The following is a 20537-nucleotide window of genomic DNA, read 5'->3' as shown; positions in this document are numbered from 1 at the left end:
GCCGACACCGGCGAGATCATCCGCCAGCTCACCCTCGACCCCACCCGCGACTACCAGCCCCAGAACAGCACGAAACCCCCGAACCCGTAGGTTCGGGGGTTTCATATGTCCTGAGACAGGACAAGAGTGCGCCCGAAGGGATTCGAACCCCTAACCTTCTGATCCGTAGTCAGATGCTCTATCCGTTGAGCTACGGGCGCGTGTCTCCTGGCGTGACGCCTGGCGACGAGGGCCGACTTTACCCCGTCCGTGCCGAGCAGACGAAATCGGCCGTCGCGCACCTCTGCTCAGCGCGTCGCGGCGCCCGCCCAGCCCGCTCCGGGAGGGAGCACGACCGGCTCGTCCGACCGGACCTCGCGACGGCTGCGCGCGCTCCTGCCCGAGGCCCTCCCCCGTGGCACGCGCATCGTCAGCAACCTCGGCGCCGCGAACCCGGCGGCCGCCGCCCGCGAGACCGTCGCGGTCGCCGAGCAGCTCGGGCTGCGCTGCCGGGTGGCGGCCGTCACCGGTGACGACGTGCTCGCCGGGCTCGACCTCGAGCAGCCCTCCCTCGAGCACGGCCGCCCGCTGTCGTCCTACGGCGAGATCATCTCGGCGAATGCCTACACCGGCGCGGAGGTCGTCCTCGCCGGCCGCGTCGCCGACCCCTCGCTCTTCGTCGCCCCGCTCGCCCACCGGCTCGGCTGGGACCTCGACGACCCGGCCCTCGCGGCCCACGGCACGCTCGTCGGCCACCTCCTCGAGTGCGGCACCCAGGTGAGCGGCGGCTACTTCGCGGACCCCACGTCCCCCTTCGGCGCGAAGGGGGTGCCCGACCTCGCCCACGTCGGCCTCCCCTGGGCCGACGTCAGCGCGGACGGCACGGCGACCCTGGGCACGGTCGACGGCACCGGCGGCCGGCTGGACCGGGCGACCGTGCGAGAGCAGCTGCTCTATGAGATCAGCGACCCCGGCGCATACCTCACCCCCGATGTCACGCTCGACCTCTATGGCGTGCGGCTCGAGACGGCCGGGCCGAACCGCGTGCGGGTCAGCGGCGCCCGCGGACGTCCCGCCCCCGAGCAGCTCAAGGTCAGCGTCGGGTACGCGGTCGGCTACCGCGCGGAGGGCGGCATCTCCTACGCGGGGACCGGGTGCGTCGAGCGCGCCCGGCTCGCCGGTGAGGTGGTCGCGACGCGGCTCGCCGCGCTCGGCATCACCCCGCGCGTCGACGTCGTCGGCGCGGGCACGGGTGTCGACCTCTCCGACACCCGGCTGCGAGTGGCCGCCACCGCGCCCGACGCCGACACCGCTCGTGAGGTGTGCGACGAGGTCGAGGCGCTCTACGTCAACGGCCCGGCCGGTGGCGGTGGCGTGCGCACCCGCGTCGAGGAGGTCATCGGCATCGTCTCGACGCTCGTCGACCGCTCTGCCGTGCGTACCCACGTCGACGTCCTGGAGACCCGATGACCGACGTCCTGCTCCACGAGCTCGCCCACGCCCGCGCCGGCGACAAGGGCGACACCTCGATCCTGTCCGTCTTCCCCCTCGACGACGCCGACTACGGATGGCTGTGCGAGGTGCTCACCGTCGAGCGCGTCGTCGAGCACCTCGGCGAGCACCTGCGCGGTCATGTCACCCGCTACGAGGTGCCGCTCGTGCAGGGCGTCCAGCTCGTGTGCCAGCACGCGCTCGACGGCGGCGTCACGACGTCGCTTGCCGTCGACACGCACGGCAAGGCGCTGAGCAGCCGGCTGCTGGCCATGCGCGTCCCCGCCCCGGCGCGGTGACCCGGCAGTAACGGGACCTGTGGGGGCCTAGCCCGCTCCATGCGGGGGCAAGGCCCCCACGGGTCCCGTCACTGCTGGGTAGCGTCGGTCAGCCGCGCCGGACGGCCTGCAAGGTGTACGTCAGCGGCAGCCGGTCGTCGCCCTCGGCGAGGCGGTACTCCCCCGGCAGCTCGGGGTCGGCCACCATCTGGTCGCCGAGCGCGAGGTAGGGCACGGTGCGGTGCTCCTCGAGCGCGACGACGTCCATGCCGTGGCGGGTCAGCGCCGTGAAGATCTCGCCCAGCCCGTGGTTCCACTCGTGGGTCACGGTGGCGGTGATGGCCCCGTCGCTCCCCGGCGCCGGCTCGACGTAGGTTGAGGCGTCGTCCCACACCGTCGGCTCCGGCGTCTCGAAGTAGGGATACGCGAGGACGACGAGACCGTCCGGGCGCGGGTCGTCGCACGCCCACAGCACGGGGTGCGCCTCACGGATGAAGAGCCGGCCGCCGGGCCGCAGCAGCGCGGCGACCGTCCGGGCCCACCGGTCGATGCTCGGCAGCCAGCCGAGCGCGCCGATCCCGGTGTAGACGAGGTCGAAGGGGGCGTGCCCGGCGAGCGCGCTCGGCGCCGAGTAGACGTCGGCCTCGACGTACTCGACGTCGGCCCCGGCGTCCGCCGCGAGGCGGCGTGCTGCGGCGAGCGAGGAGGGCGAGAGGTCGAGCCCGACGACCTGCGCCCCGAGCCGGTGCAGCGACAGCGTGTCGGTGCCGATGTGGCACTGCAGGTGCAGCGCGCGCAGCCCGCCGATGTCGCCCAGGCGCGGGCGGTCGAAGGCGACGACATGGCTCAGCTCGTGCTCACCGGACAGCAGCCGCTCGCGGTCGTAGCCCGGCGAGTGCTCGTGGATACCGGCCCGGTCGTCCCAGTTCGCGCGGTTCACCGCGAGGTAGTCGTCGCTCACGCCGCGAGTGTGCCACCGGCCCCTACCACCGGCAGATCCTGAACAAACCCAGACCAAGAGGTGATGCGCCTCATACCGCTTCCTGGATTGACTGACCGCACCGTGCAGCCGCCCCTACCGGGGCCGACCAGGGAGCATCCATGACCAGACACCCACGCCGTGGGCTGACCACGTCGGCAGCAGTCGCCGCCTCAGCAGCCCTCGTCTTCGCGATGGCCGTCGACGGGGCGAGTGCCGCCCCGAGCGCACCGCCCTCGCCCTCCACTCCGACCGGGGTACCGGCCGCCGGGGACGAGCACGCGCACGACCTCCTGCCCGACGTCGACAACCGCAAGGGCAGCGCCAAGCCGTCGAGCGCCCAGCGCTCCGCCGGCAAGGGTCTGTCGGCCAAGAGCGCCACCGCCCGCTCGGCCACCTCGGAGCCGGTTGTCACGTGGAACCGCTTCGGCTCCGTGGACACCGTGACCCCGACGTCGGCGAGCTCTCCCCTGGCCACCGGTCTCGGCTCCGACCCGGTCGACGCGGCTCGCGCCTACCTCGAGGACAACGCCACTGCCTTCGGGCTCACCTCGGCCGACATCTCGGCGATGGAGCACGTGACGACCAACGAGGTCGGCAAGAGCTCGGTGGTCATGCTGCGCCAGGTCATCGACGGCGTGCCCGCCGGCATCGACGGCATGGTCGTCGTCGCGGTCGACAAGGGCTCTGTCCGCTACGTCAGCTCCACCCTCGCCCCCGTCGACGGAGCCACCGGCGCCCGCAAGGCGGCCGCGCTCACCCCGGAGGAGGCCCTCGACAAGGCCGCCGAGGACGTCGGCGCGGACGCGAAGGGGATCAAGCGCGCGGGCTCCGCGCAGCGCAGCTCCGGCAAGGGCTGGACCGACATGACCGCCTCCGGTCTGCACGGCACCCAGCAGGCCAAGCTCGTCGCCGTCCCGGTGCCGGGCGAGGACGCCCGCCAGGCCTACCAGGTCGTCGTCCGCGAGGACCAGGACAGCGGCTACTCCGTCTACGTCGACGCCCAGAGCGGAGAGACGATCGCCCGCGAGGCCCTCGTCGACTTCGACTCCGACAACCCGCGGTGGAAGGTCTTCACCGGCACCCCCAGCGGTGTCGAGGGAGCCCCCGACACCCGCGTCGAGTGGTGCTGGACGGCAGCCGCCGGCTGTGCCGAGACGGTGGCCAACCCCGCCTCCCCCCTCGCCTGGGACGTCGACCCCGCCACGAAGCTCAGCACGACGACGACGAGCGGCAACAACACCTTCGCCGGCGAGCGCTGGCTGGGCACAGGCCCCGTCACCCCCGCCGCGCTGCGCGGCGACCGCAGCTACGTCTACAGCTGGACCAACCAGTGGGCGAACAGCAAGTGCGACCCGGCGAGCTACACGAGCGCGGCGCGCAACGACATCGATGCCGCGACCGCGAACCTCTTCGGCATGCACAACCGCATGCACGACTGGGCCTACAACCTCGGCTTCACCGAGAAGGCCTGGAACTTCCAGCGCGACAACTACGGCAAGGGCGGCATCGGCAACGACCCGACCCTCGGCTACTCCCAGTCCGGCGCGCTGCGCGGTGACCGCAACAACGCCAACTTCGGCACCCCGCCGGACGGCGTGAGCGGCTACAGCAACATGTACCTGTGGCAGCCGCTCGCCGGCGCCTTCTACGCCCCGTGCGTCGACGGCGACTACGACATGTCGGTCATCGGCCACGAGTACGGCCACGGCATCAGCAACCGCATGGCGGGTGGTCCCGACATGGGTCTGTCCGGCCTGCAGGCCGGTGCGATGGGCGAGAGCTGGTCGGACCTCATGGCGACCGAGTACCTCCAGGAGTGGGGCTACGCGCCGGTCGGCCCGAAGGCCACCCCGATGGGCTCCTTCGTCACGGGCAACCCGGACCGCGGCATCCGCAACTACAACTTCAGCGACAGCCCGCTGAACTACAGCAACGTCGGCTACGACCTCACCGGCCCGCAGGTGCACGCGGACGGCGAGATCTGGTCGGCCACGCAGGGCGACATCCGCAGCGCCTTCATCGGTCGCTACGGCGCCGGCACGGCCGAGGAGCAGAAGGCGTGCGCCTCGGGCACGAAGGCCGTCAACACCTGCCCGGGCAACCGTCGCTGGATGCAGCTCGTCTTCGACGCCTGGCTGCTCATGCCGTCGGGCTCGGTGAGCATGATCGACGCGCGCAACGCGATGCTCGCCGCCGACCTGCTCCGCTTCGGCGGGGCCAACCAGGACCTGCTGTGGGACGGCTTCGCCGGTCGCGGCATGGGTGACGGGGCCTCGTCGCGCAACGCGGCCGACTCCGACCCGATCCCGTCCTTCCGCTCCCCGTACTCCCGCTCGGCCACGCTCACCGCGGCGCCGACCGACGAGGACGGCCGTCCGGTCCCCGGGACGAAGGTCTACGTCGGCGAGTACACCGCTCGGTCCACCCCGGTGGCCGACACCGACCCGGCGACGGCCCTGCCGGCGACCTTCGAGATCGGTGCCGGCGAGCGCACCTACACGGTGACCGCACCGGGCAAGGCGCAGACCCGCGTCACCTTCTCCGCCAAGGCCGGTCAGACCCGCAACCTGCCGGTCAAGCTCATCGACAACCTCTCCGACACCACCGCCGGTGCCACCATCACCGGTGAGGGCACCGCGGTGCAGGCGATGGCCGACGGCGACGAGGGCACGACGGGCACCACCGTCACGACCCCCACGGCGGCTCAGCGCGCCTTCACCATCGACCTCGTCGGTGGCCGCCAGCAGGTCCGCAAGGTCCAGGTGAGCGCTCTCCCGCAGCCGGGTGTCGCCGGTCGCTTCCAGAACGTGCGTCAGTTCACGATCTCGACGTGCGACGCCAAGGGTCGCGTCACCTGCTCGCAGGACGCCGACTTCAGCGAGGCCTACACCTCTCCCGCGGACGCCTTCCCCGGGGACGCCCCGCGGCCGGTCGCCCCGGAGCTGAAGATGCGCACCTTCGAGATCCCGCGCACCCCGGCGACCCACGTCAAGGTCGAGCTGGTCACCAACCAGTGCTCGGGCGGGCCCGCCTTCCAGGGCGAGCAGGACAACGACCCGAACAACGCGACCGACTGCACCACCGCGTACTCCGGTGCCGCGAAGATGGCGGTGACCGAGGTCCAGGTGCTGCGTCGCTGACGCCGATCCGCATCGCATGACCGGGCGCGCCCGGGCCGACTCGGCCCGGGCGCGCTCGTGCGTCGCACCGGCGGGGCGAAGGGGGCGTACGCCGGGCCCTCCTCACCGCGCCGGGAGGCGTCGGTCGGGCTAGGTTCGACGCATGCTCGCCGGGCTGCCCATCTCGACTCGCACCGACATCGCCGTCGACGTGCTGGGCGGCGCCGACGTCGTCGACCACGGTGACCACCTCGTCGTGCGCACGCCGAGCGCGCCCGACTACCACTGGGGCAACTTCATCCAGGTGACGACGGGCGACCCCGATGACGCGGCGACATGGCTCGCGCGGTTCGCTGGTGAGTTCCCCCGGGCACGTCACCGCGCGATCGGCCTGCCGCAGCCGTCCTGCGCGAGGGCCTGGCGCGAGGCGGGGCTGCGGCCCGACGTCGTCGAGAGCTTGACGAGCGAGATCGCCCCGCCGACGACACCGCTCCCGACGGGCTACCGGGTCACCTCGCTCGAGAGCGACGCCGACTGGGGCGCCCGGCTCGTCGCCGAGCTCGAGCACAACGCCGAGACCGGTGAGCACCCCGCGCAGGAGTACCGGGCCTTCGTCATGCGCCAGACGGTGATCCGGCGGCGCCTCGTCGCCGACGGCGACGCGGCGTGGTTCGGCGCGTTCGACGAGGACGACCGGCTGGCCGCATCGCTGGGCATCGTCGTGCTGCGTGACCTCGAGCCGACGACCGCGCGCTACCAGTCCGTCCTCACCGGCTCCGCCCACCGTCGGCAGGGCCTGGCCCGGCACCTGCTCGGGGTCGCGGCCCGCTGGGCGGTTCGGCGAGGGGCACGCGAGCTCGTCATCGTCGCCGAGGACGGCACCGCCGCCGCCCGTCTCTACGCCGAGGCCGGCTTCACCCCCGGCGAGCACGCCTACGGCTGGTACTCGCCCGGCAGCTGACCGCCACCGACGACGTGGTCTCGAGGCCGAGGGCTGACCGCGCACCCCGGCCCGGACCGGCTGACCCGCTGCTGACCGAGACACGTCCCGGCCCGTCTCGGGTATCCCGGTTCGTCTTGGGTTCCCCGGCCCGTCTTGGGTTCCCCGGCACGCGCCGGGTCACCCGGGCCGGGAGACCCTCGCCACTCGGCCGGCGAGATGCTCGTCATCCAGGCCGGCGGTCCTCGCACCTCGACCCTCGACGCTCGCGCGGGTGGCGGCGACCGGGGGCTTCCTGCCCGACCACGACGGGCGGCGCAGAGCAGGTGCGGTCGACGGGGTCGTGGGCGTGGTCGTCGTGTCCATGACCGAAGGCTCACCGGCTCGGCTGTGGCGGGGCTGTCCCTCCCCCTTCGCCGGGCTGAGGCTCCCCCCTTCGTCGCCCACAGGGATCGCACAGGTGAGCCATAGCGCACGCCCGGACCCCAGGTGTCTACTGGCCGCATGACGAGCTCCTCCGCCGCCCCGCGACTCACCCGACCCGACGGCTCTCCGGTGCGCGTCCTCGTCGTCGACGACGAGGCCAACCTCACCGAGCTGCTGTCGATGGCGCTGCGGTACGAGGGCTGGGATGTGCGCACGGCCGGCACGGGGACCGCGGCGGTGCGCGCGGCCAAGGACTTCGGGCCCGACGCGGTCGTCCTCGACATGATGCTGCCCGACTTCGACGGCATGGAGGTGCTGCGCCGGATGCGCGAGCACGACGAGGCGGTGCCGGTGCTCTTCCTCACCGCGAAGGACGCCGTCGAGGACCGTGTCGCCGGGCTCACCGCCGGGGGCGACGACTACGTGACGAAGCCCTTCAGCCTCGAAGAGGTGGTCGCGCGGGTCCGGGCCCTCATGCGCCGCACCGCCGTGAGCACCGGGGAGGGCAGCCCGCTGCTCGTCGTCGGCGACCTCACCCTCGACGAGGACAGCCACGAGGTGACCCGGGGCGGCGAGGAGATCTCGCTCACCGCGACGGAGTTCGAGCTGCTGCGCTACCTCATGCGCAACCCCCGCCGGGTGCTCTCGAAGGCGCAGATCCTCGACCGCGTGTGGAGCTAAGACTTCGGCGGGCAGGCCAACGTCGTCGAGCTCTACATCTCCTACCTGCGCAAGAAGATCGACGCGGGCCGCGACCCGATGATCCACACGATGCGTGGCGCCGGGTACGTGCTCAAGCCGGTCGGATGACCACCGCCCGCCCCGGTCGCGGGACCTCGCTGACGACCCAGCTCGTCGCCTCCGTCGTCGCCCTCTTCGTCGTCGTCACCATCGTCACCGGCACCGCGACCGTCCTGCTCATGCGCCACCAGCTCATCGCCCAGATCGACGAGCAGGTCGCGACCCAGGTCGACACGCTGCGCCGCGAACCGCCGTACGAGGACCGTGACGGCGACGGCGACGGCGCCTACCCGGCCCCGTGCACCCGTGGCGGCCCCGGTCGCGGCGAGGGCTCGGTCCTCGTCTGCCTCGTGGACGGCCAGGCGACCGGGTACGTCGTCCGGCAGGGCGAGCGGGTGGCGCTGCCCAGCGCGGCGCTGTCCGCCGTGGCCGACGCCGGGATCGCCCCGGCGCCGCGCACCGTCGACGTCTCGGGGCTCGGCGACTACCGGATGGTCGCGCTGCGCACCGCGAGCGGGGCGACGGTCGTCACCGGTCAGCCGCTGGCCCCGGCCACCGACGCGACCCGCAGCCTCCTCGTCGTGCTCGGCTCCGCCTCGCTCGCCGGGCTGCTCGCGACGGTGGCGGTCGGCAGCTGGCTCATCCGCCGCTCCCTGCTGCCGCTGCGCCGCGTCGCGGCGACGGCCACGCAGGTCTCTCGGCTCCCCCTCGACTCCGGCGAGGTCGCCCTCGCCGAGCGGGTGCCCGAGGAGGACACCGACCCCCGGACCGAGGTGGGCCAGGTCGGCCACGCGCTCAACTCGATGCTCGACAACGTCGCCGGGGCCCTCGAGGCGCGCCAGCGCTCGGAGTCCCGGGTGCGGCAGTTCGTCGCCGACGCGAGCCACGAGCTGCGCACGCCCCTCGCCTCGATCCGCGGCTACGCCGAGCTCTCCCGGCGCGAGAGCGAGCCGGTGCCGACCTCGGTGCGCCACGCCCTCGGCCGGGTCGAGTCCGAGGCGCTGCGGATGCAAGGTCTCGTCGAGGACCTCCTGCTCCTCGCGCGGCTCGACGCGGGTCGGGCCCTCGAGCGCGAGCCAGTCGACCTCACGATGATCGCGATGACGGCCGTCGGCGACATCCACGCGGCCGCTCCCGAGCACCGCTGGCGCCTCGACCTGCCCGACGAGCCGGTCGAGGTCGTCGGGGACGAGGGTCGCCTGCGTCAGGTGCTCGTCAACCTCCTCGCGAACGCCCGCACGCACACCCCTGCGGGCACGACGGTGACGACGAGCCTGCGAAGGGAGGACGGCGAGGTCGTCCTCGTCGTCACCGACGACGGGCCCGGGGTCCCCGAGGAGCTGCAGCCCGAGGTCTTCGAGCGCTTCACCCGGGGAGACGACGCGCGCAACCGCGCCGGCGGGTCGACCGGGCTCGGCCTGAGCATCGTCGAGTCGGTCGTCGGCGCGCACGGCGGCCGCATCGAGCTCGCGTCGCGCCCGGGGCAGACCTCCTTCGCCGTGCACCTGCCCGACCGACCCTCGACCTGAGGTCGCAGGTGCGTCTGTAGAGTCGCTCATATGCCGCATCTGCGTATCCATGAGGCCGCCGACTTCCTCGCCGTGAGCACCGACACCATCCGACGGATGGTCGATGCGGGCACGCTCGTCGCCGGCGAGGACGACGGCGGTCGCCGCACGGTCGACGCGGTCTCAGTAGCGCACCACGCCCGTGAGCACCTGCGCGCGCTGCCCGACCCGGTCGGGCGGCACACGTCGGCGCGCAACCGGCTCGTCGGCATCGTCACCGAGGTCGTCGCCGACACGGTCATGGCTCAGGTCGAGCTGCAGTGCGGCCCCTTCCGCGTCGTCTCGCTGCTCAGCGCCGAGGCCGTGCGCGAGATGGGTCTCGAGCCCGGCGTCGTCGCGGTCGCCGTCATCAAGTCGACGCAGGTCGTCATCGAGACCCCGGACGGCCGGGCATGACCCGCGCCGGCCTCGCGGCCCTGGCCGTCGTCGCCCTCGGGCTCTCGGCGTGCAGCGGGGGTGACGCCGACGGCGGGTCGAGCGAGCTCACCGTCTTCGCCGCCGCCAGCCTGCAGCGCCCCTTCGAGCAGATCGCCAACGACTTCGAGGCGGACCACCCGGGCGTCACGGTGCGCTTCTCCTTCGCCGGCTCCTCGGACCTCGCCGCCCAGCTCGTCGACGGCGCGCCCGCCGACGTGCTCGCGACGGCGGACGAGCGGACGATGGGCACCGTCGAGGACGCCGACCTGGTCTCCGGCTCGCCGCAGACCTTCGCGACGAACTCGATGACCGTCGTCGTGCCGAAGGACAACCCCGCGAAGATCACCTCGCTCGCCGACCTCGAGGGCGACGTCGACCTCGTCCTGTGCGCCCCGCAGGTGCCCTGCGGGGCGGCCGCGGAGCGGGTCGAGGAGGCGTCGGGCCTCACCTTCGCCCCCGTCTCCGAGGAGGCCAAGGTCACCGGCGTCCTCGGCAAGGTCGCCAGCGGCGAGGCCGACGCGGGCATCGTCTACGTCACCGACGCCCAGAGCTCGGACGACGTCGGCACGGTGGAGATCCCCGACGAGGACAACACGACGACGACCTACCCCGTCGCCACGCTCGCCGACAGCGAGCACCGCGACCTCGCCGACGAGCTCGTCGCGGCCGTGCTCGCGGACGCGACGGGGGATGCAGAGGGGCACCTGGAGGCGGCCGGCTTTGCCGCGCCCTGACGTCGCGACGGTGCCGCGCTGGGCCCTGCTGCCCGCGGTCCTCGGGGCGCTCGTCCTCGCCGCGCCCGTGGTGGGGATGCTCGCGAGCGTCGACGTCGCCGGGCTGCCCGCCCTGCTCACCTCGGAGCGCGCGCTCGACGCCCTGTGGCTCAGCCTGCGCACCGCGAGCGCGTCGACCGTGCTCTGCCTGCTCCTCGGGGTGCCGCTCGCCCTCGCGCTCGCCCGGCTCCGCCTCTTCGACAACGTCGTCGTGCGCACCCTCGTGCTCCTGCCGCTCGTGCTCCCGCCGGTCGTCGCGGGCATCGCCCTCGTCACCCTCCTCGGGCGGCAGGGTCTGCTCGGGTCGCACCTGGACGCGCTCGGCGTCCGGGTCGCCTTCACGACGCTCGCCGTCGTCATCGCGCAGACCTTCGTCTCACTCCCCTTCCTCGTCGTGAGCCTCGACGGGGCGTTGCGCTCGGTCGGCGGCCGGCACGAAGGGGTGGCCGCCACACTCGGTGCCTCACCCTCCGTCGTCTTCCGACGGGTCACCCTCCCGCTCGTGCGACCGGCGCTCGTCTCCGGCACCGTCCTCGCCTTCGCCCGCTCGCTCGGCGAGTTCGGGGCGACCCTCACCTTCGCCGGGTCCCTGCAGGGCACGACCCGGACCCTGCCGCTGCAGATCTACCTCGAGCGCGAGAGCGACCCCGACGCTGCCGTCGCGCTCTCGGTCCTCCTCGTCGTCGTCGCCGTCGTCGTCATGGCGCTCGCCCGGCCGGACGTGCGCCGATGAGCACGTCCGCCGGCCTCGAGGTCGAGGTCCGCGACGCCGACCGCGGGGTGGACGTGTCCTTCGTCGTGCCCGGGGGGCAGACGACGGCGCTGCTCGGACCCAACGGGACCGGCAAGTCGACCGTGCTCGCGACGATCGCGGGCGTGCACCGTCCCGCGGGGTCGAGCGTGCTGCTCGACGGTCGACGACTCGACCACCTCCCGCCCCATCGTCGCCGGGTCGCGCTGCTGTCGCAGGACCCGCTGCTGCTGCCCCACCTCAGCGCGCTCGACGACGTCGCCTTCGGTCCGCGCGCGGGCGGTGCGAGCCGGCGCGCGGCACGCGCGTCAGCGGCCCGCTGGCTCGAGCGGGTCGGCGCGGGGCACCTCGCCGACCGCCGTCCGGGCACCCTCTCCGGCGGCCAGGCCGCACGTGTGGCGCTCGCCCGGGCCCTGGCCGCCGAGCCCGACGTGGTGCTCCTCGACGAGCCGCTCTCCGCGCTCGACGTCGACGCCGCGCCCCAGGTGCGTCACGTCCTGCGCGAGGTGCTGCGGGGGAGGACGGCCGTCGTCGTCACCCACGACGTCGTCGACGCAGCGTTGCTGGCCGATCACGCGGTCGTCGTCGACGGCGGGCGGGTCGTCGAGCAGGGCCCGGTCCGCGACCTCGTGAGCGCCCCGCGCTCCCCCTTCGCCGCCCGGCTGGCCGGGGTCAACCTCGTCAGCGGTGTGCTCGGACCGCCTGGCGAGCTGCGGACCTCTGGCGGCGTCCTGCACGGGCTGCCCGTCGACTCGCCGGAGGGCACGCGGGCCGTCGCGACCTTCCGTCCTGAGACGGTCGCCGTGCACCGCCGTCCGCCCGGAGGCAGCCCGCGCAACGTCGTCGCCGGCACGGTTGTCTCCGTCGAGCCCTCGGGCTCGGCGGCGCGGCTGCGTGCCACGACGGACCTCGGCGCCCTCGTCGCCGACCTCACCCCGGCCGCGGTGGCCGACCTCGGTCTCGGGCCGGGCGAGACCGTCCACCTCGTCGTCAAGGCGGCAGCGGTGCGGCTCGACACGGTCTGACGGCGCGGCGGACCGCGTCAGGGCAGCGGCGTCAGCCAGGTCGCGAGGACCGCACCGCAGAAGAGCAGCAGCGACACGACTCGCCCGGCTTCACGGCGGGGCTGGCCAGGACGAGCGTGAGGGTCGCCCCCACCCCGTTGCGCCACCCGTCAGCGCGCTTGCGCACGGCCTGGAGCATCGCCTCCGCCTCCTGCACCGACGGCTCGTACGTCGTCGTGCCGATGAGCACCTCACCGCGCTCGGCGAGCTCCTCCGACATCGTGAGCACCTCGCGGTCCGCCCGCTTCCCCGGCACCTCCATCACCGTGTCCCCCGCTCTCGTCCCCCGAGCCATGACCGCCCCAGGCTAGGGCCGCCATCCGACGGTGGCGAGGACCGTGCGCTCAGCGAAGGGAGTCCCTGCACCGCCGGCGGCGTGAGGCAGTCAGGAGCGCACCTCAGGACCGCCACAGGCCGACCACAGCGGCGGGCTCGAGCGTGTCGGCATGCACTCGACAACCCTCCCCCGCACCGCCGACGGCGCCGCCGGCTCCCCCTTCGCCCGCCAGGTCGGCACCCGGCCGGCCGAGGCCCGCCACCGTCTCGCGCAGATGTGGCGCGGCCCGGCCGACGACCCGGCGTGGGCCCGCCCCGCCCTCGTCGCCCTGCTCGCCCTCACCCTCGCGACGTACAGCTGGCAGCTCACGGCGAGCGGCTGGGCGAACTCCTTCTACTCGGCGGCCGCGCAGGCCGGGAGCCAGTCGTGGGAGGCCTTCTTCTACGGGGCGTCGGACGCGAGCGGGTCGATCACCGTCGACAAGCCGCCGGCGTCGCTGTGGGTCATGGCCCTGTCGGTGCGCCTGCTCGGGCTGAGCAGCCTGAGCATCCTGCTGCCGCAGGTGCTCATGGGCGTCGCGACGACCGGCGTCGTCGTATCGACGGCCAAGCGGGTCTCGGGGGCCGGTGCCGGGCTGCTCGCCGGTGCGGTCTTCGCCCTCACCCCGGTCGCGGTGCTCATGTTCCGCTTCAACAACCCTGATGCGCTGCTCGTGCTGCTCATGGCCCTCGCCGCCTGGGCGACCGTCCGTGCCGTCGAGCGCGGCTCCGTGCGGTGGATGGGCCTCGTCGGCGTGCTCGTCGGCCTGGGCTTCCTCACGAAGACCCTGCAGGTCCTGCTCGTCGTCCCCGCGCTGGGGCTGGCCTGGCTCCTCGCCGCCCGGACGAGCGGACGGCGGCGTGCCCTCGGCGCGCTGGTCGCGTCGGCAGCCGCCGTCGTGTCCGCGGGGTGGTGGGTCGCGGTCGTCGAGCTCGTGCCCGCGAGCATGCGACCGTACATCGGCGGCAGCCAGACCAACTCCTTCCTCGAGCTGACCTTCGGGTACAACGGCCTGGGCCGGATCAACGGCGAGGAGACGGGCTCGGTCGGCGGCGGTGGTGGCTGGGGCGAGACCGGCATCGGTCGCCTCTTCTCGTCGAGCATCGGCGGGCAGATCTCGTGGCTCGTCCCCACCGCGCTCGTCCTGCTCGTCGCCGGGCTGTGGCTGCGGGGACGCGCCCCGCGCACCGACCTGCGTCGCGCCGCCTACGTCGTGTGGGGCGGCTGGCTCGTCGTCACCGCCCTCACCTTCTCCTTCATGGCCGGGATCTTCCACGAGTACTACACCGTCGCTCTCGCCCCGGCCGTGGCCGCGCTCGTCGGCATGGGCGCCGCGGACGTGTGGTCGGCTCGTGGACGCCTGGGGGGCAGGCTCGTCCTCGCCGGCGCGACCGCCGTCGGAACGGCGTGGTCCGCCGTCCTGCTCAGCCGCACGACCGCGTACGGCGACTGGCTGCGGGTGAGCGTCCTCGTCCTCGGCCTCGCAGCCGCCCTCGGTCTGCTCCTCGCCGACCGGATGAGCCGCCGGGCAGCCGCGGCCGTCGCGAGCGCCGCCGTCGTCGCGCTCCTGCTCGGCCCGACGGCCTACTCCGCGACGACGATCTCGCAGGCGCACACCGGGTCGATCGTCACGGCAGGCCCGAGCACCGCTGGCCGGGGCGGGCCCGGGGGTCAGGGAGGTCCGGGCGGGCAGGGCGGACCTGGGAACCAGGGAGGTCCCGGGGGCCCGGGAAGACAGGGCGCTCAGCCTCCCCAGGCCATGCCCGGGCAGGGCACCGCGCCGGGTGCAGCACCGGGCGGCGCTCCGGCCGGTGGCGGTGCCGGTGGCATGGGTGGGCTGCTCGACGCCAGCACCCCGAGCACCGAGGTCGTCGCAGCCCTCTCCCAGGACGCGTCCCGCTACCGCTGGGTCGCGGCGGCGGTCGGCAGCCAGAACGCCGCGGGCCTGCAGCTCGCGACCGAGCTGCCCGTCATGGCGATCGGAGGCTTCAACGGCTCAGACCCGAGCCCGACCCTCGAGGAGATGCAGCAGCTCGTCGCCGACGGCGACATCCACTACCTGCTCGCCGGCAGCGGGATGGGTGGGTCGGGCTCGGGGTCGGCCGCGCAGATCCTCGAGTGGGCCTCGAGCCGGTACGAGCAGGTGAGCATCGACGGGACGACCTTCTACGACCTCACCGCGCCGCTCGCCACGACGCAGGCGGCGTCATGAGCACCCTCGTGCGCACCGAGCCGACGCCCGAGGTGACAGGTCCCCCCTTCGCCCCGGCGACGACCCCCGACCCGGTGACCCGGGTGCAGCAGGAGCGCCCCGGGCCGCCGCCCGTGCTCGAGGTCGTCGTGCCGGTCTACGACGAGGAGGCCACGCTCGCGGCGTGCGTGCGCCGGCTGCACGCGCACCTGCGCGACACCTTCCCCTACCCCTACCGGATCACCGTGGCCGACAACGCGAGCACGGACCGCACGTGGCAGGTCGCGCTGGACCTCGTCGAGGTGCTGCCCGAGGTCGCCGCCGTGCACCTCGACGCCAAGGGGCGTGGACGCGCCCTGCGTGCTGTGTGGGCGGCGTCGGACGCCCCGGTGCTCGCATACATGGACGTCGACCTCTCCACCGATCTCGACGCGCTGTGGCCGCTCGTCGCGCCGCTCATGTCCGGGCACAGCAATCTCGCGATCGGCACCCGTCTGCACCGCACGAGTCGTGTCGTGCGGGGGACGCTGCGCGAGACGACGTCGCGCGGGTACAACCTGCTGCTGCGGGCCGGTCTCGGGGTCGGGTTCAGCGACGCCCAGTGCGGCTTCAAGGCGGTGCGCGCCGACGTCGCCGCCGAGCTGCTGCCGCTCGTCGAGGACACCGCGTGGTTCTTCGACACCGAGCTGCTCGTCCTCGCCGAGCGCTGCCGCCTGCGCATCCACGAGGTGCCCGTGGACTGGTGGGACGACCCGGACAGCCGGGTCGACGTCGTCGGTACGGCGCTGGACGACCTGCGCGGGATGCGCCGGGTCCACCGGGCGCTGCGTCGCGGCGATCTGCCGGTCGAGCAGATCCGGGAGCGGGTCGGGCGCAACGCCCCCGTGGGCGGTGTCGTCGGCGGGCAGGTCGTGCGCTTCGCGCTCGTCGGGGCGACCACGACGCTGCTCCACCTCGCGCTCTTCGCAGTCCTGGCGACAGCCTTCGCGCCGCAGCCGAGCAACCTGCTCGCCCTGCTCGTCGCGACCGTCGTCAACACCTCGGCCAACCGGAGGTGGACCTTCGGCCTGTCGGGGGCGAGGGGTGCCCTGCGTCACCAGGCCCAGGGCCTGGCGATCTTCGGTGCGACGTGGGCCATGACCGCAGGAGGGCTCGCCGCCCTCGGGGCGGTCCTGCCGCACGCGCCGACGCCCCTGCAGACTCTCGTGGTCGGTGGGTGCACCGTCGCGGCGACCGTGGCCAAGTTCGCCCTCATGCGTCGCTGGTGAGCGAGCGCGAGGCGCCCCTTGCGGGTCACCGCACATGACGAAGGGCCCCGCACCAGAGGTGCGGGGCCCTTCTGCTGCGGAGGCGGAGGGATTTGAACCCTCGATGGGCGGTTAGCCCAAACCGCATTAGCAGTGCGGCGCCATAGACCGGACTAGGCGACGCCTCCAGACAACCCGCACACACTAACCGGCGGAGTGCGTGGTCTCCAAAGCGATCAGCCGCAGATGTCCTCGGTGGCCGTGCGCGCGGTGATCTTGCCGGGCGCCGGGGGCGCGGAGACCGTCGGCGCCGGGATGTCCTTCGTGCCCGTGCGTCCCTCGACCTCGCGGGCCGTCGGCGCACCCATGCCGAGCACGAGGACCACCGCGTCGGTGGCACTGTCGTCCTCGACGAGCTTGGCCCCCGGGTAGGCGGCGGCGACGGTCCGGGCCGCCTCCTTCTCGCCCGGGGCGTACCGCACCTGGACGCCGGTGACCCGCCCGGTGGGCCCGGTCCCGGCGACGGTGGCCCCGAAGCCCTGGACGCCGAGCGCCGTGGACTCCTGGGTCGCCAGGCCCTCGGCGCTCGTGTCGTTGACGACCGAGACCGAGATCTTGTCGGGGGTGACGGTGAGCGGCGTGGCGGGCGTGGTCTTCTTCTTCGCGCCCGGCAGCTCGGTGTCGTCGCGCACGGCGTCCCACAGCTCGGCCGCCGGCTTCTCCTGCCACTGCACGCGGTTGGAGTCGGCCGGGTAGGGCTCGGTCGGCACCGTGACGAAGGAGAGGTTGTCGATGCCGAAGCCGCGCAGGCTGCTCGCGATCTCGCGCAGGACGCCGAGGGAGAGGTCCTCGTCAGCGGTCATCGACTCCGTCGCGGCGTCGAGGAAGGAGTAGAGGCGGTCGGGGCGCAGGAGCAGCGAGCTCTTCGTCGCCTCCTGGGCCATCGAGGACATGAAGGCCTGCTGGCGCTCGATGCGCCCGAGGTCCGAGCCGTCGCCGAGCGACTTGCGGGCACGGACGTAGCCGAGCGCCTCCTTGCCGTCGACCTTCTGCCGCCCGGCAGGCAGCGTGACGTGCGCGTCGGAGTCCTCGAGCGGCTGGGGCAGGCACACCTCGACGCCGCCGAGCGCGTCGACCATCTTCTGGAAGCCGGAGAAGTCGACGACGACGACGTGGTCGACGTACACCCCGGTCAGACCCTCGAGGGTCTTGACCGTGCAGGCCGGGCCGCCCTTGTTGAAGTTGTAGTTCCACTGCCGCATCTCGCCGTTCTCCACGGTCGAGGCGGGGTCCTCGCAGTCCTTGGGCGCCATGGTCATCGAGTCGCGCGGGATGGAGACGACGAAGGCGGACCTGCGATCGGCGGAGATGTGCACGACGAGGTTGGTGTCGGAGTGCGCCCCGCCCTCGACGGTGTCCGTGCCGTACTCGGTCGTCCCGAGCCCCTGGCGGGTGTCGGAGCCGACGACGAGGATGTTGAGCGGGCCCGCGGGTCCGCCGCTGTTCTCGGGGCGGGCGGTCGAACCGGTGCCGATGTCGACCCGGGTGATGTTGCCGTTGAGGCGGTAGCCCGCGACAGCCACGCCGGCGCCGACGAGCCCGATCACGCACGCGGCGGCGATGCCCGCGACACGCAGACGACGCCGCCGCCGGCGGCGCCGCTGGAGCCGCCCCTCGAGGCGCCGTGAGCGGGTCGCGGCAGCCGACCCCTCGGACTCGGAGCCGTGGCCCTCGTGCTCGCCCTCGGGCTGCGTCAGCTCGCTGTCATCCGTCATCGCCCGGCGACGATATCAACCCGTGACCATCCAGCCCGAATGCTGCGGGACGCAGACCGAGGCCCCCGGCAGTGCCGGGGGCCTCGGTGTGGTGCTGGTGGCGCGCTGCGCGCGCCGTGCGTCAGATCCTCAGACGGGACGGACGCGGTCGGCCTGGGGGCCCTTGGGACCCTCGGTGACCTCGAACTCGACGCGCTGCGCCTCTTCGAGGCTGCGGTAGCCGGTGGTGTCGATGGCGGAGTAGTGAACGAACACGTCCGGGCCACCGCCGTCCTGGGCGATGAAGCCGAAGCCCTTTTCAGCGTTGAACCACTTAACGGTGCCCTGTGCCATGGGGTGAATCTCTTTCGTGTGATCTGTGGAGCAGGTAGCTCCTTGTGCTAGCTGCAAAGATCCCCTACCCGCGACAACAGACCGACTGGTGGGCCGGACCCGCGACAACGTGCGAAGTCGTACTGCAACTCAGCGACGACGCTATCAGCAATGCCGCTGACGTGCTCGCCCTGAGCGGAGGAGGTGAGACGAGACCGCCTCAGGCCGGGGGCCTGGACGGGGCCACCCGGGCGCGGATGGCGTCGAGCGCCTCGAGGTACCCGGCCGTGCCGCGTCCGACGATCACGTCGTCGGCGATGTCGGAGATGTAGGAGTGGCTCCGGAAGGCCTCGCGGGCATGGATGTCGCTGATGTGGACCTCGACGACCGGGCCGCTGACGTTGGTGAGCGCGTCGCGGATGGCCACCGAGGTGTGGGTCCAGCCACCGGCGTTGATCACGACGCCGACGGCGTCATGCCGGACCTCGTGGACGGCGTCGATGAGCACGCCCTCGTGGTTGGTCTGGCGGAAGTCGAGCGTCCACCCGAGCTCGCCGGCCCGCGCGGCGCACATCGCCTCGACGTCGGCCAGCGTCTCGTGCCCGTAGATGTGGGGCTCTCGCTCGCCGAGGAGGTTGAGGTTGGGCCCGTTGAGGACGACGACGGTGCGCCGGCTCGTCTGCGTCTGCCCCTGCTCGCTCACCCGGGCACCCTACGACTGGCCGGCGCCGGGCTCGGCCGACGGCTCGGCCTGCGGACCGCCCGCGGCGATGGTGCGGTCGAGGAGCGCTCGGGTCGGAGGCGGGAGCACCGGCTCGGGGACCTGCACGTCGAGGGGCGGCTGGTCGCAGGAGAGCCCGTAGCAGAAGGCGTCCGGGCGGCTCGGCTCCGCGGCCGCGTACGCGGCGAGCTCGGGATCGGTGAGCAGCGAGGCCAGGGCGGTGCGGTCGTCGTCGGGCAGCTCGCCGAGGGTGACGGTCCGCCGGCGTACGAGACCGGCGACACCCCCGGACCGGGTGAGCGTGAGCTCGGTCGTGTGGGTCGGAGCGGGCTGCGGCTCGCCCGCCGACGCGTCCGAGGACCCCTGGGGGCTCTCGCCCTCGGCCGGGACCACGCCGACGCCCTGCCAGGCGGCGAGCACCTGGGCGGCGACCTCGTCGTCGTAGCGGGCCCGGGCGGCGACCACGGTGAGCGCGGCGAAGCGGGCGAAGTCGCAGTCGGCCCGGATGTCGCCGAGGATCGTGTCGACCCAGATCTGCCCCGCGCGCTCCCACGCGGGGCCGCCCAGCGCCGTGGCGAGCAGGTAGAAGGCGCGGTTCGGGATGCCGGAGTTGATGTGGACGCCGCCGTTGTCGGCGCTCGTCACGACGAAGTCGTCCATGTGACCCGGCTGCGGGTCCTTGCCCATGCGGGGGTCGTCGTAGGCTGTGCCCGGCTCCGACATCGAGCGCAGCGCCCGACCCTGCACCCCCGGGGCGAGCAGCTCGGCACCGACGAGCCAGTCGGCCGCGTCGGCGGCCTGGCCGAGGTGGCGCTGCTTGACGAGCACCCCGAAGACGTCGGACACGTGCTCGTTGAGCGCACCGGACTGGCCCTGGTAGACCAGGCCGGAGGTGAGCTCGGTGACCCCGTGGGCGAGCTCGTGGCCGATGACGTCGAGGCTCGCGGTGAAGCGGGTGAAGATCACGCCGTCGCCGTCGCCGAAGACCATCTGCGAGCCGTCCCAGAAGGCGTTGTCGTACTGCTGGCCGTAGTGGACGGTGCCGACGAGGCCCATGCCGCGCCCGTCGAGGGAGTCACGGCCGTACACCGTCCGCCAGAAGTCGCGGGTCGCGCCGAGCCCGTCGTACGCCTCGTCGACGGCCGCGTCACCCGTCGCGGGGTCGCCCTCGCCGCGCACGAGGTCACCGGGCAGCTCCTGCTCCCCCTTCGCGTCGTGGACGCTGCGGGCGCCGCCCCCGGCAGGTGCGTCCGGGGTCGCCCCCTCGTCCGGGAGCGCGCCTCGCGTGCGCCGGGCCCGGCGCAGCTCGGCGTCGACCGCCCGCACGTGCCTCGCACGGGCGGCCAGCTCGGGGTCGCCGGAGGCGGCGAGGGCGTCGAGGAGGTGCGGCGGGACGATCGCGCAGGGGCTCATGGATCCATGTAACTCCCGTGCACCGACAGCCAC

17 protein-coding genes, 2 tRNA genes and 1 pseudogene are annotated in these 20537 nt (G+C 73.4%); 12 read left to right on the top strand and 8 right to left on the bottom strand.

The genetic code is table 11. The features are described 5' to 3' along the window. Window positions 1–127: 127 nt before the first annotated feature. A tRNA-Arg gene (locus tag L6241_RS15930) sits at window positions 128–200 on the bottom strand. A gap of 49 nt (window positions 201–249) precedes the next feature. Between L6241_RS15930 and L6241_RS15925 the strand changes: the two genes are divergently transcribed. After that, window positions 250–1449, top strand: a complete 1200-nt coding sequence (locus L6241_RS15925; protein WP_368247039.1) for an acyclic terpene utilization AtuA family protein — start codon at window positions 250–252, stop codon at window positions 1447–1449. Continuing rightward, a complete protein-coding gene (locus L6241_RS15920; RefSeq protein ID WP_123091459.1) occupies window positions 1446–1769 on the top strand; it encodes a hypothetical protein in 324 nt (107 codons plus the stop codon). Before L6241_RS15925 ends, L6241_RS15920 begins: the two co-directional genes overlap by 4 nt. 88 nt (window positions 1770–1857) lie before the next feature. On the opposite strand, the gene L6241_RS15915 is transcribed toward L6241_RS15920, so the two are convergent. Beyond that, on the bottom strand, window positions 1858–2709 hold the full coding sequence (locus L6241_RS15915; protein ID WP_368247038.1) for a class I SAM-dependent methyltransferase: 852 nt from the start codon (window positions 2707–2709) through the stop codon (window positions 1858–1860). Between the two features lie 140 nt (window positions 2710–2849). Between L6241_RS15915 and L6241_RS15910 the strand changes: the two genes are divergently transcribed. The 8 genes and pseudogenes from L6241_RS15910 to L6241_RS15875 all read left to right on the top strand — a co-directional run bounded on the left by L6241_RS15910 (window position 2850) and on the right by L6241_RS15875 (window position 12490). Further along, window positions 2850–5870 (top strand): M36 family metallopeptidase, encoded by a 3021-nt coding sequence (locus tag L6241_RS15910; protein ID WP_368247037.1) that lies wholly within the window; start codon window positions 2850–2852, stop codon window positions 5868–5870. Between the two features lie 142 nt (window positions 5871–6012). Next, window positions 6013–6810, top strand: a complete 798-nt coding sequence (locus L6241_RS15905; RefSeq protein WP_368247036.1) for a GNAT family N-acetyltransferase — start codon at window positions 6013–6015, stop codon at window positions 6808–6810. A gap of 483 nt (window positions 6811–7293) precedes the next feature. Then, a pseudogene (locus L6241_RS15900) lies at window positions 7294–8025 on the top strand (response regulator transcription factor). Beyond that, complete coding sequence (locus tag L6241_RS15895) at window positions 8022–9485, top strand: sensor histidine kinase (RefSeq protein ID WP_368247035.1); 1464 nt, start codon at window positions 8022–8024, stop codon at window positions 9483–9485. Before L6241_RS15900 ends, L6241_RS15895 begins: the two are co-directional and overlap by 4 nt. A 30-nt stretch (window positions 9486–9515) precedes the next feature. Further along, window positions 9516–9920: a molybdopterin-binding protein gene (locus L6241_RS15890; protein WP_068272616.1), complete on the top strand. Its 405-nt coding sequence runs from the start codon at window positions 9516–9518 to the stop codon at window positions 9918–9920. Further along, complete coding sequence (gene modA / locus L6241_RS15885) at window positions 9917–10675, top strand: molybdate ABC transporter substrate-binding protein (protein ID WP_368247034.1); 759 nt, start codon at window positions 9917–9919, stop codon at window positions 10673–10675. The genes L6241_RS15890 and modA overlap by 4 nt, the downstream gene beginning before the upstream one ends. Further along, a complete protein-coding gene (locus L6241_RS15880; protein WP_123091466.1) occupies window positions 10632–11447 on the top strand; it encodes an ABC transporter permease in 816 nt (271 codons plus the stop codon). The genes modA and L6241_RS15880 overlap by 44 nt, the downstream gene beginning before the upstream one ends. Further along, the gene (locus tag L6241_RS15875; RefSeq protein ID WP_368247033.1) at window positions 11444–12490 is read left to right on the top strand and encodes a sulfate/molybdate ABC transporter ATP-binding protein; all 1047 of its coding nucleotides are present in this window, start codon (window positions 11444–11446) and stop codon (window positions 12488–12490) included. The genes L6241_RS15880 and L6241_RS15875 overlap by 4 nt, the downstream gene beginning before the upstream one ends. A gap of 31 nt (window positions 12491–12521) precedes the next feature. Here L6241_RS15875 and L6241_RS15870 read toward each other — a convergent pair whose 3' ends face one another. Continuing rightward, window positions 12522–12791, bottom strand: a complete 270-nt coding sequence (locus L6241_RS15870) for a hypothetical protein (protein ID WP_368247032.1) — start codon at window positions 12789–12791, stop codon at window positions 12522–12524. 184 nt (window positions 12792–12975) lie between these two features. On the opposite strand from L6241_RS15870, the gene L6241_RS15865 reads away from it, so the two are divergent. Together L6241_RS15865 and L6241_RS15860 are read left to right on the top strand one after the other, a co-directional pair. Further along, on the top strand, window positions 12976–15057 hold the full coding sequence (locus L6241_RS15865; RefSeq protein WP_368247031.1) for a glycosyltransferase family 39 protein: 2082 nt from the start codon (window positions 12976–12978) through the stop codon (window positions 15055–15057). Then, on the top strand, window positions 15054–16304 hold the full coding sequence (locus L6241_RS15860) for a glycosyltransferase (RefSeq protein WP_368247030.1): 1251 nt from the start codon (window positions 15054–15056) through the stop codon (window positions 16302–16304). The genes L6241_RS15865 and L6241_RS15860 overlap by 4 nt, the downstream gene beginning before the upstream one ends. Before the next feature lie 77 nt (window positions 16305–16381). Here L6241_RS15860 and L6241_RS15855 read toward each other — a convergent pair. The 5 genes from L6241_RS15855 to L6241_RS15835 all read right to left on the bottom strand — a co-directional run bounded on the left by L6241_RS15855 (window position 16382) and on the right by L6241_RS15835 (window position 20504). Next, a tRNA-Ser gene (locus L6241_RS15855) sits at window positions 16382–16471 on the bottom strand. A 48-nt stretch (window positions 16472–16519) separates the two neighbouring features. Further along, the gene (locus L6241_RS15850) at window positions 16520–18058 is read right to left on the bottom strand and encodes an LCP family protein (RefSeq protein ID WP_368247029.1); all 1539 of its coding nucleotides are present in this window, start codon (window positions 18056–18058) and stop codon (window positions 16520–16522) included. A gap of 129 nt (window positions 18059–18187) precedes the next feature. Next, window positions 18188–18391 (bottom strand): cold-shock protein, encoded by a 204-nt coding sequence (locus L6241_RS15845; protein WP_068272603.1) that lies wholly within the window; start codon window positions 18389–18391, stop codon window positions 18188–18190. Between the two features lie 199 nt (window positions 18392–18590). After that, window positions 18591–19073 (bottom strand): type II 3-dehydroquinate dehydratase, encoded by a 483-nt coding sequence (gene aroQ, locus L6241_RS15840; RefSeq protein WP_368247028.1) that lies wholly within the window; start codon window positions 19071–19073, stop codon window positions 18591–18593. Between the two features lie 9 nt (window positions 19074–19082). Next, window positions 19083–20504: a protealysin inhibitor emfourin gene (locus tag L6241_RS15835; protein ID WP_368247027.1), complete on the bottom strand. Its 1422-nt coding sequence runs from the start codon at window positions 20502–20504 to the stop codon at window positions 19083–19085. Window positions 20505–20537: the final 33 nt, after the last annotated feature.

It is taken from the genome of Janibacter sp. Y6 (genome assembly GCF_040900765.1).
Lineage (GTDB): Bacteria > Actinomycetota > Actinomycetes > Actinomycetales > Dermatophilaceae > Marihabitans > Marihabitans melonis.
Note: the sequence above shows the minus strand (reverse complement) of the source record. Positions and strands in the feature narration are given on the sequence as shown.

Bases quoted from the DNA above. Each gene is read 5' to 3' on its own strand.
- L6241_RS15920 (WP_123091459.1), top strand. From the start codon at position 1,446: ATGACCGACGTCCTGCTCCACGAGCTCGCCCACGCCCGCGCCGGCGAC.
- L6241_RS15910 (WP_368247037.1), top strand. From the start codon at position 2,850: ATGACCAGACACCCACGCCGTGGGCTGACCACGTCGGCAGCAGTCGCC.
- L6241_RS15905 (WP_368247036.1), top strand. From the start codon at position 6,013: ATGCTCGCCGGGCTGCCCATCTCGACTCGCACCGACATCGCCGTCGAC.
- L6241_RS15895 (WP_368247035.1), top strand. From the start codon at position 8,022: ATGACCACCGCCCGCCCCGGTCGCGGGACCTCGCTGACGACCCAGCTC.
- L6241_RS15890 (WP_068272616.1), top strand. From the start codon at position 9,516: ATGCCGCATCTGCGTATCCATGAGGCCGCCGACTTCCTCGCCGTGAGC.
- modA (WP_368247034.1), top strand. From the start codon at position 9,917: ATGACCCGCGCCGGCCTCGCGGCCCTGGCCGTCGTCGCCCTCGGGCTC.
- L6241_RS15880 (WP_123091466.1), top strand. From the start codon at position 10,632: ATGCAGAGGGGCACCTGGAGGCGGCCGGCTTTGCCGCGCCCTGACGTC.
- L6241_RS15875 (WP_368247033.1), top strand. From the start codon at position 11,444: ATGAGCACGTCCGCCGGCCTCGAGGTCGAGGTCCGCGACGCCGACCGC.
- L6241_RS15870 (WP_368247032.1), bottom strand. From the start codon at position 12,791: ATGGAGGTGCCGGGGAAGCGGGCGGACCGCGAGGTGCTCACGATGTCG.
- L6241_RS15865 (WP_368247031.1), top strand. From the start codon at position 12,976: ATGCACTCGACAACCCTCCCCCGCACCGCCGACGGCGCCGCCGGCTCC.
- L6241_RS15860 (WP_368247030.1), top strand. From the start codon at position 15,054: ATGAGCACCCTCGTGCGCACCGAGCCGACGCCCGAGGTGACAGGTCCC.
- L6241_RS15850 (WP_368247029.1), bottom strand. From the start codon at position 18,058: ATGACGGATGACAGCGAGCTGACGCAGCCCGAGGGCGAGCACGAGGGC.
- L6241_RS15845 (WP_068272603.1), bottom strand. From the start codon at position 18,391: ATGGCACAGGGCACCGTTAAGTGGTTCAACGCTGAAAAGGGCTTCGGC.
- L6241_RS15835 (WP_368247027.1), bottom strand. From the start codon at position 20,504: ATGAGCCCCTGCGCGATCGTCCCGCCGCACCTCCTCGACGCCCTCGCC.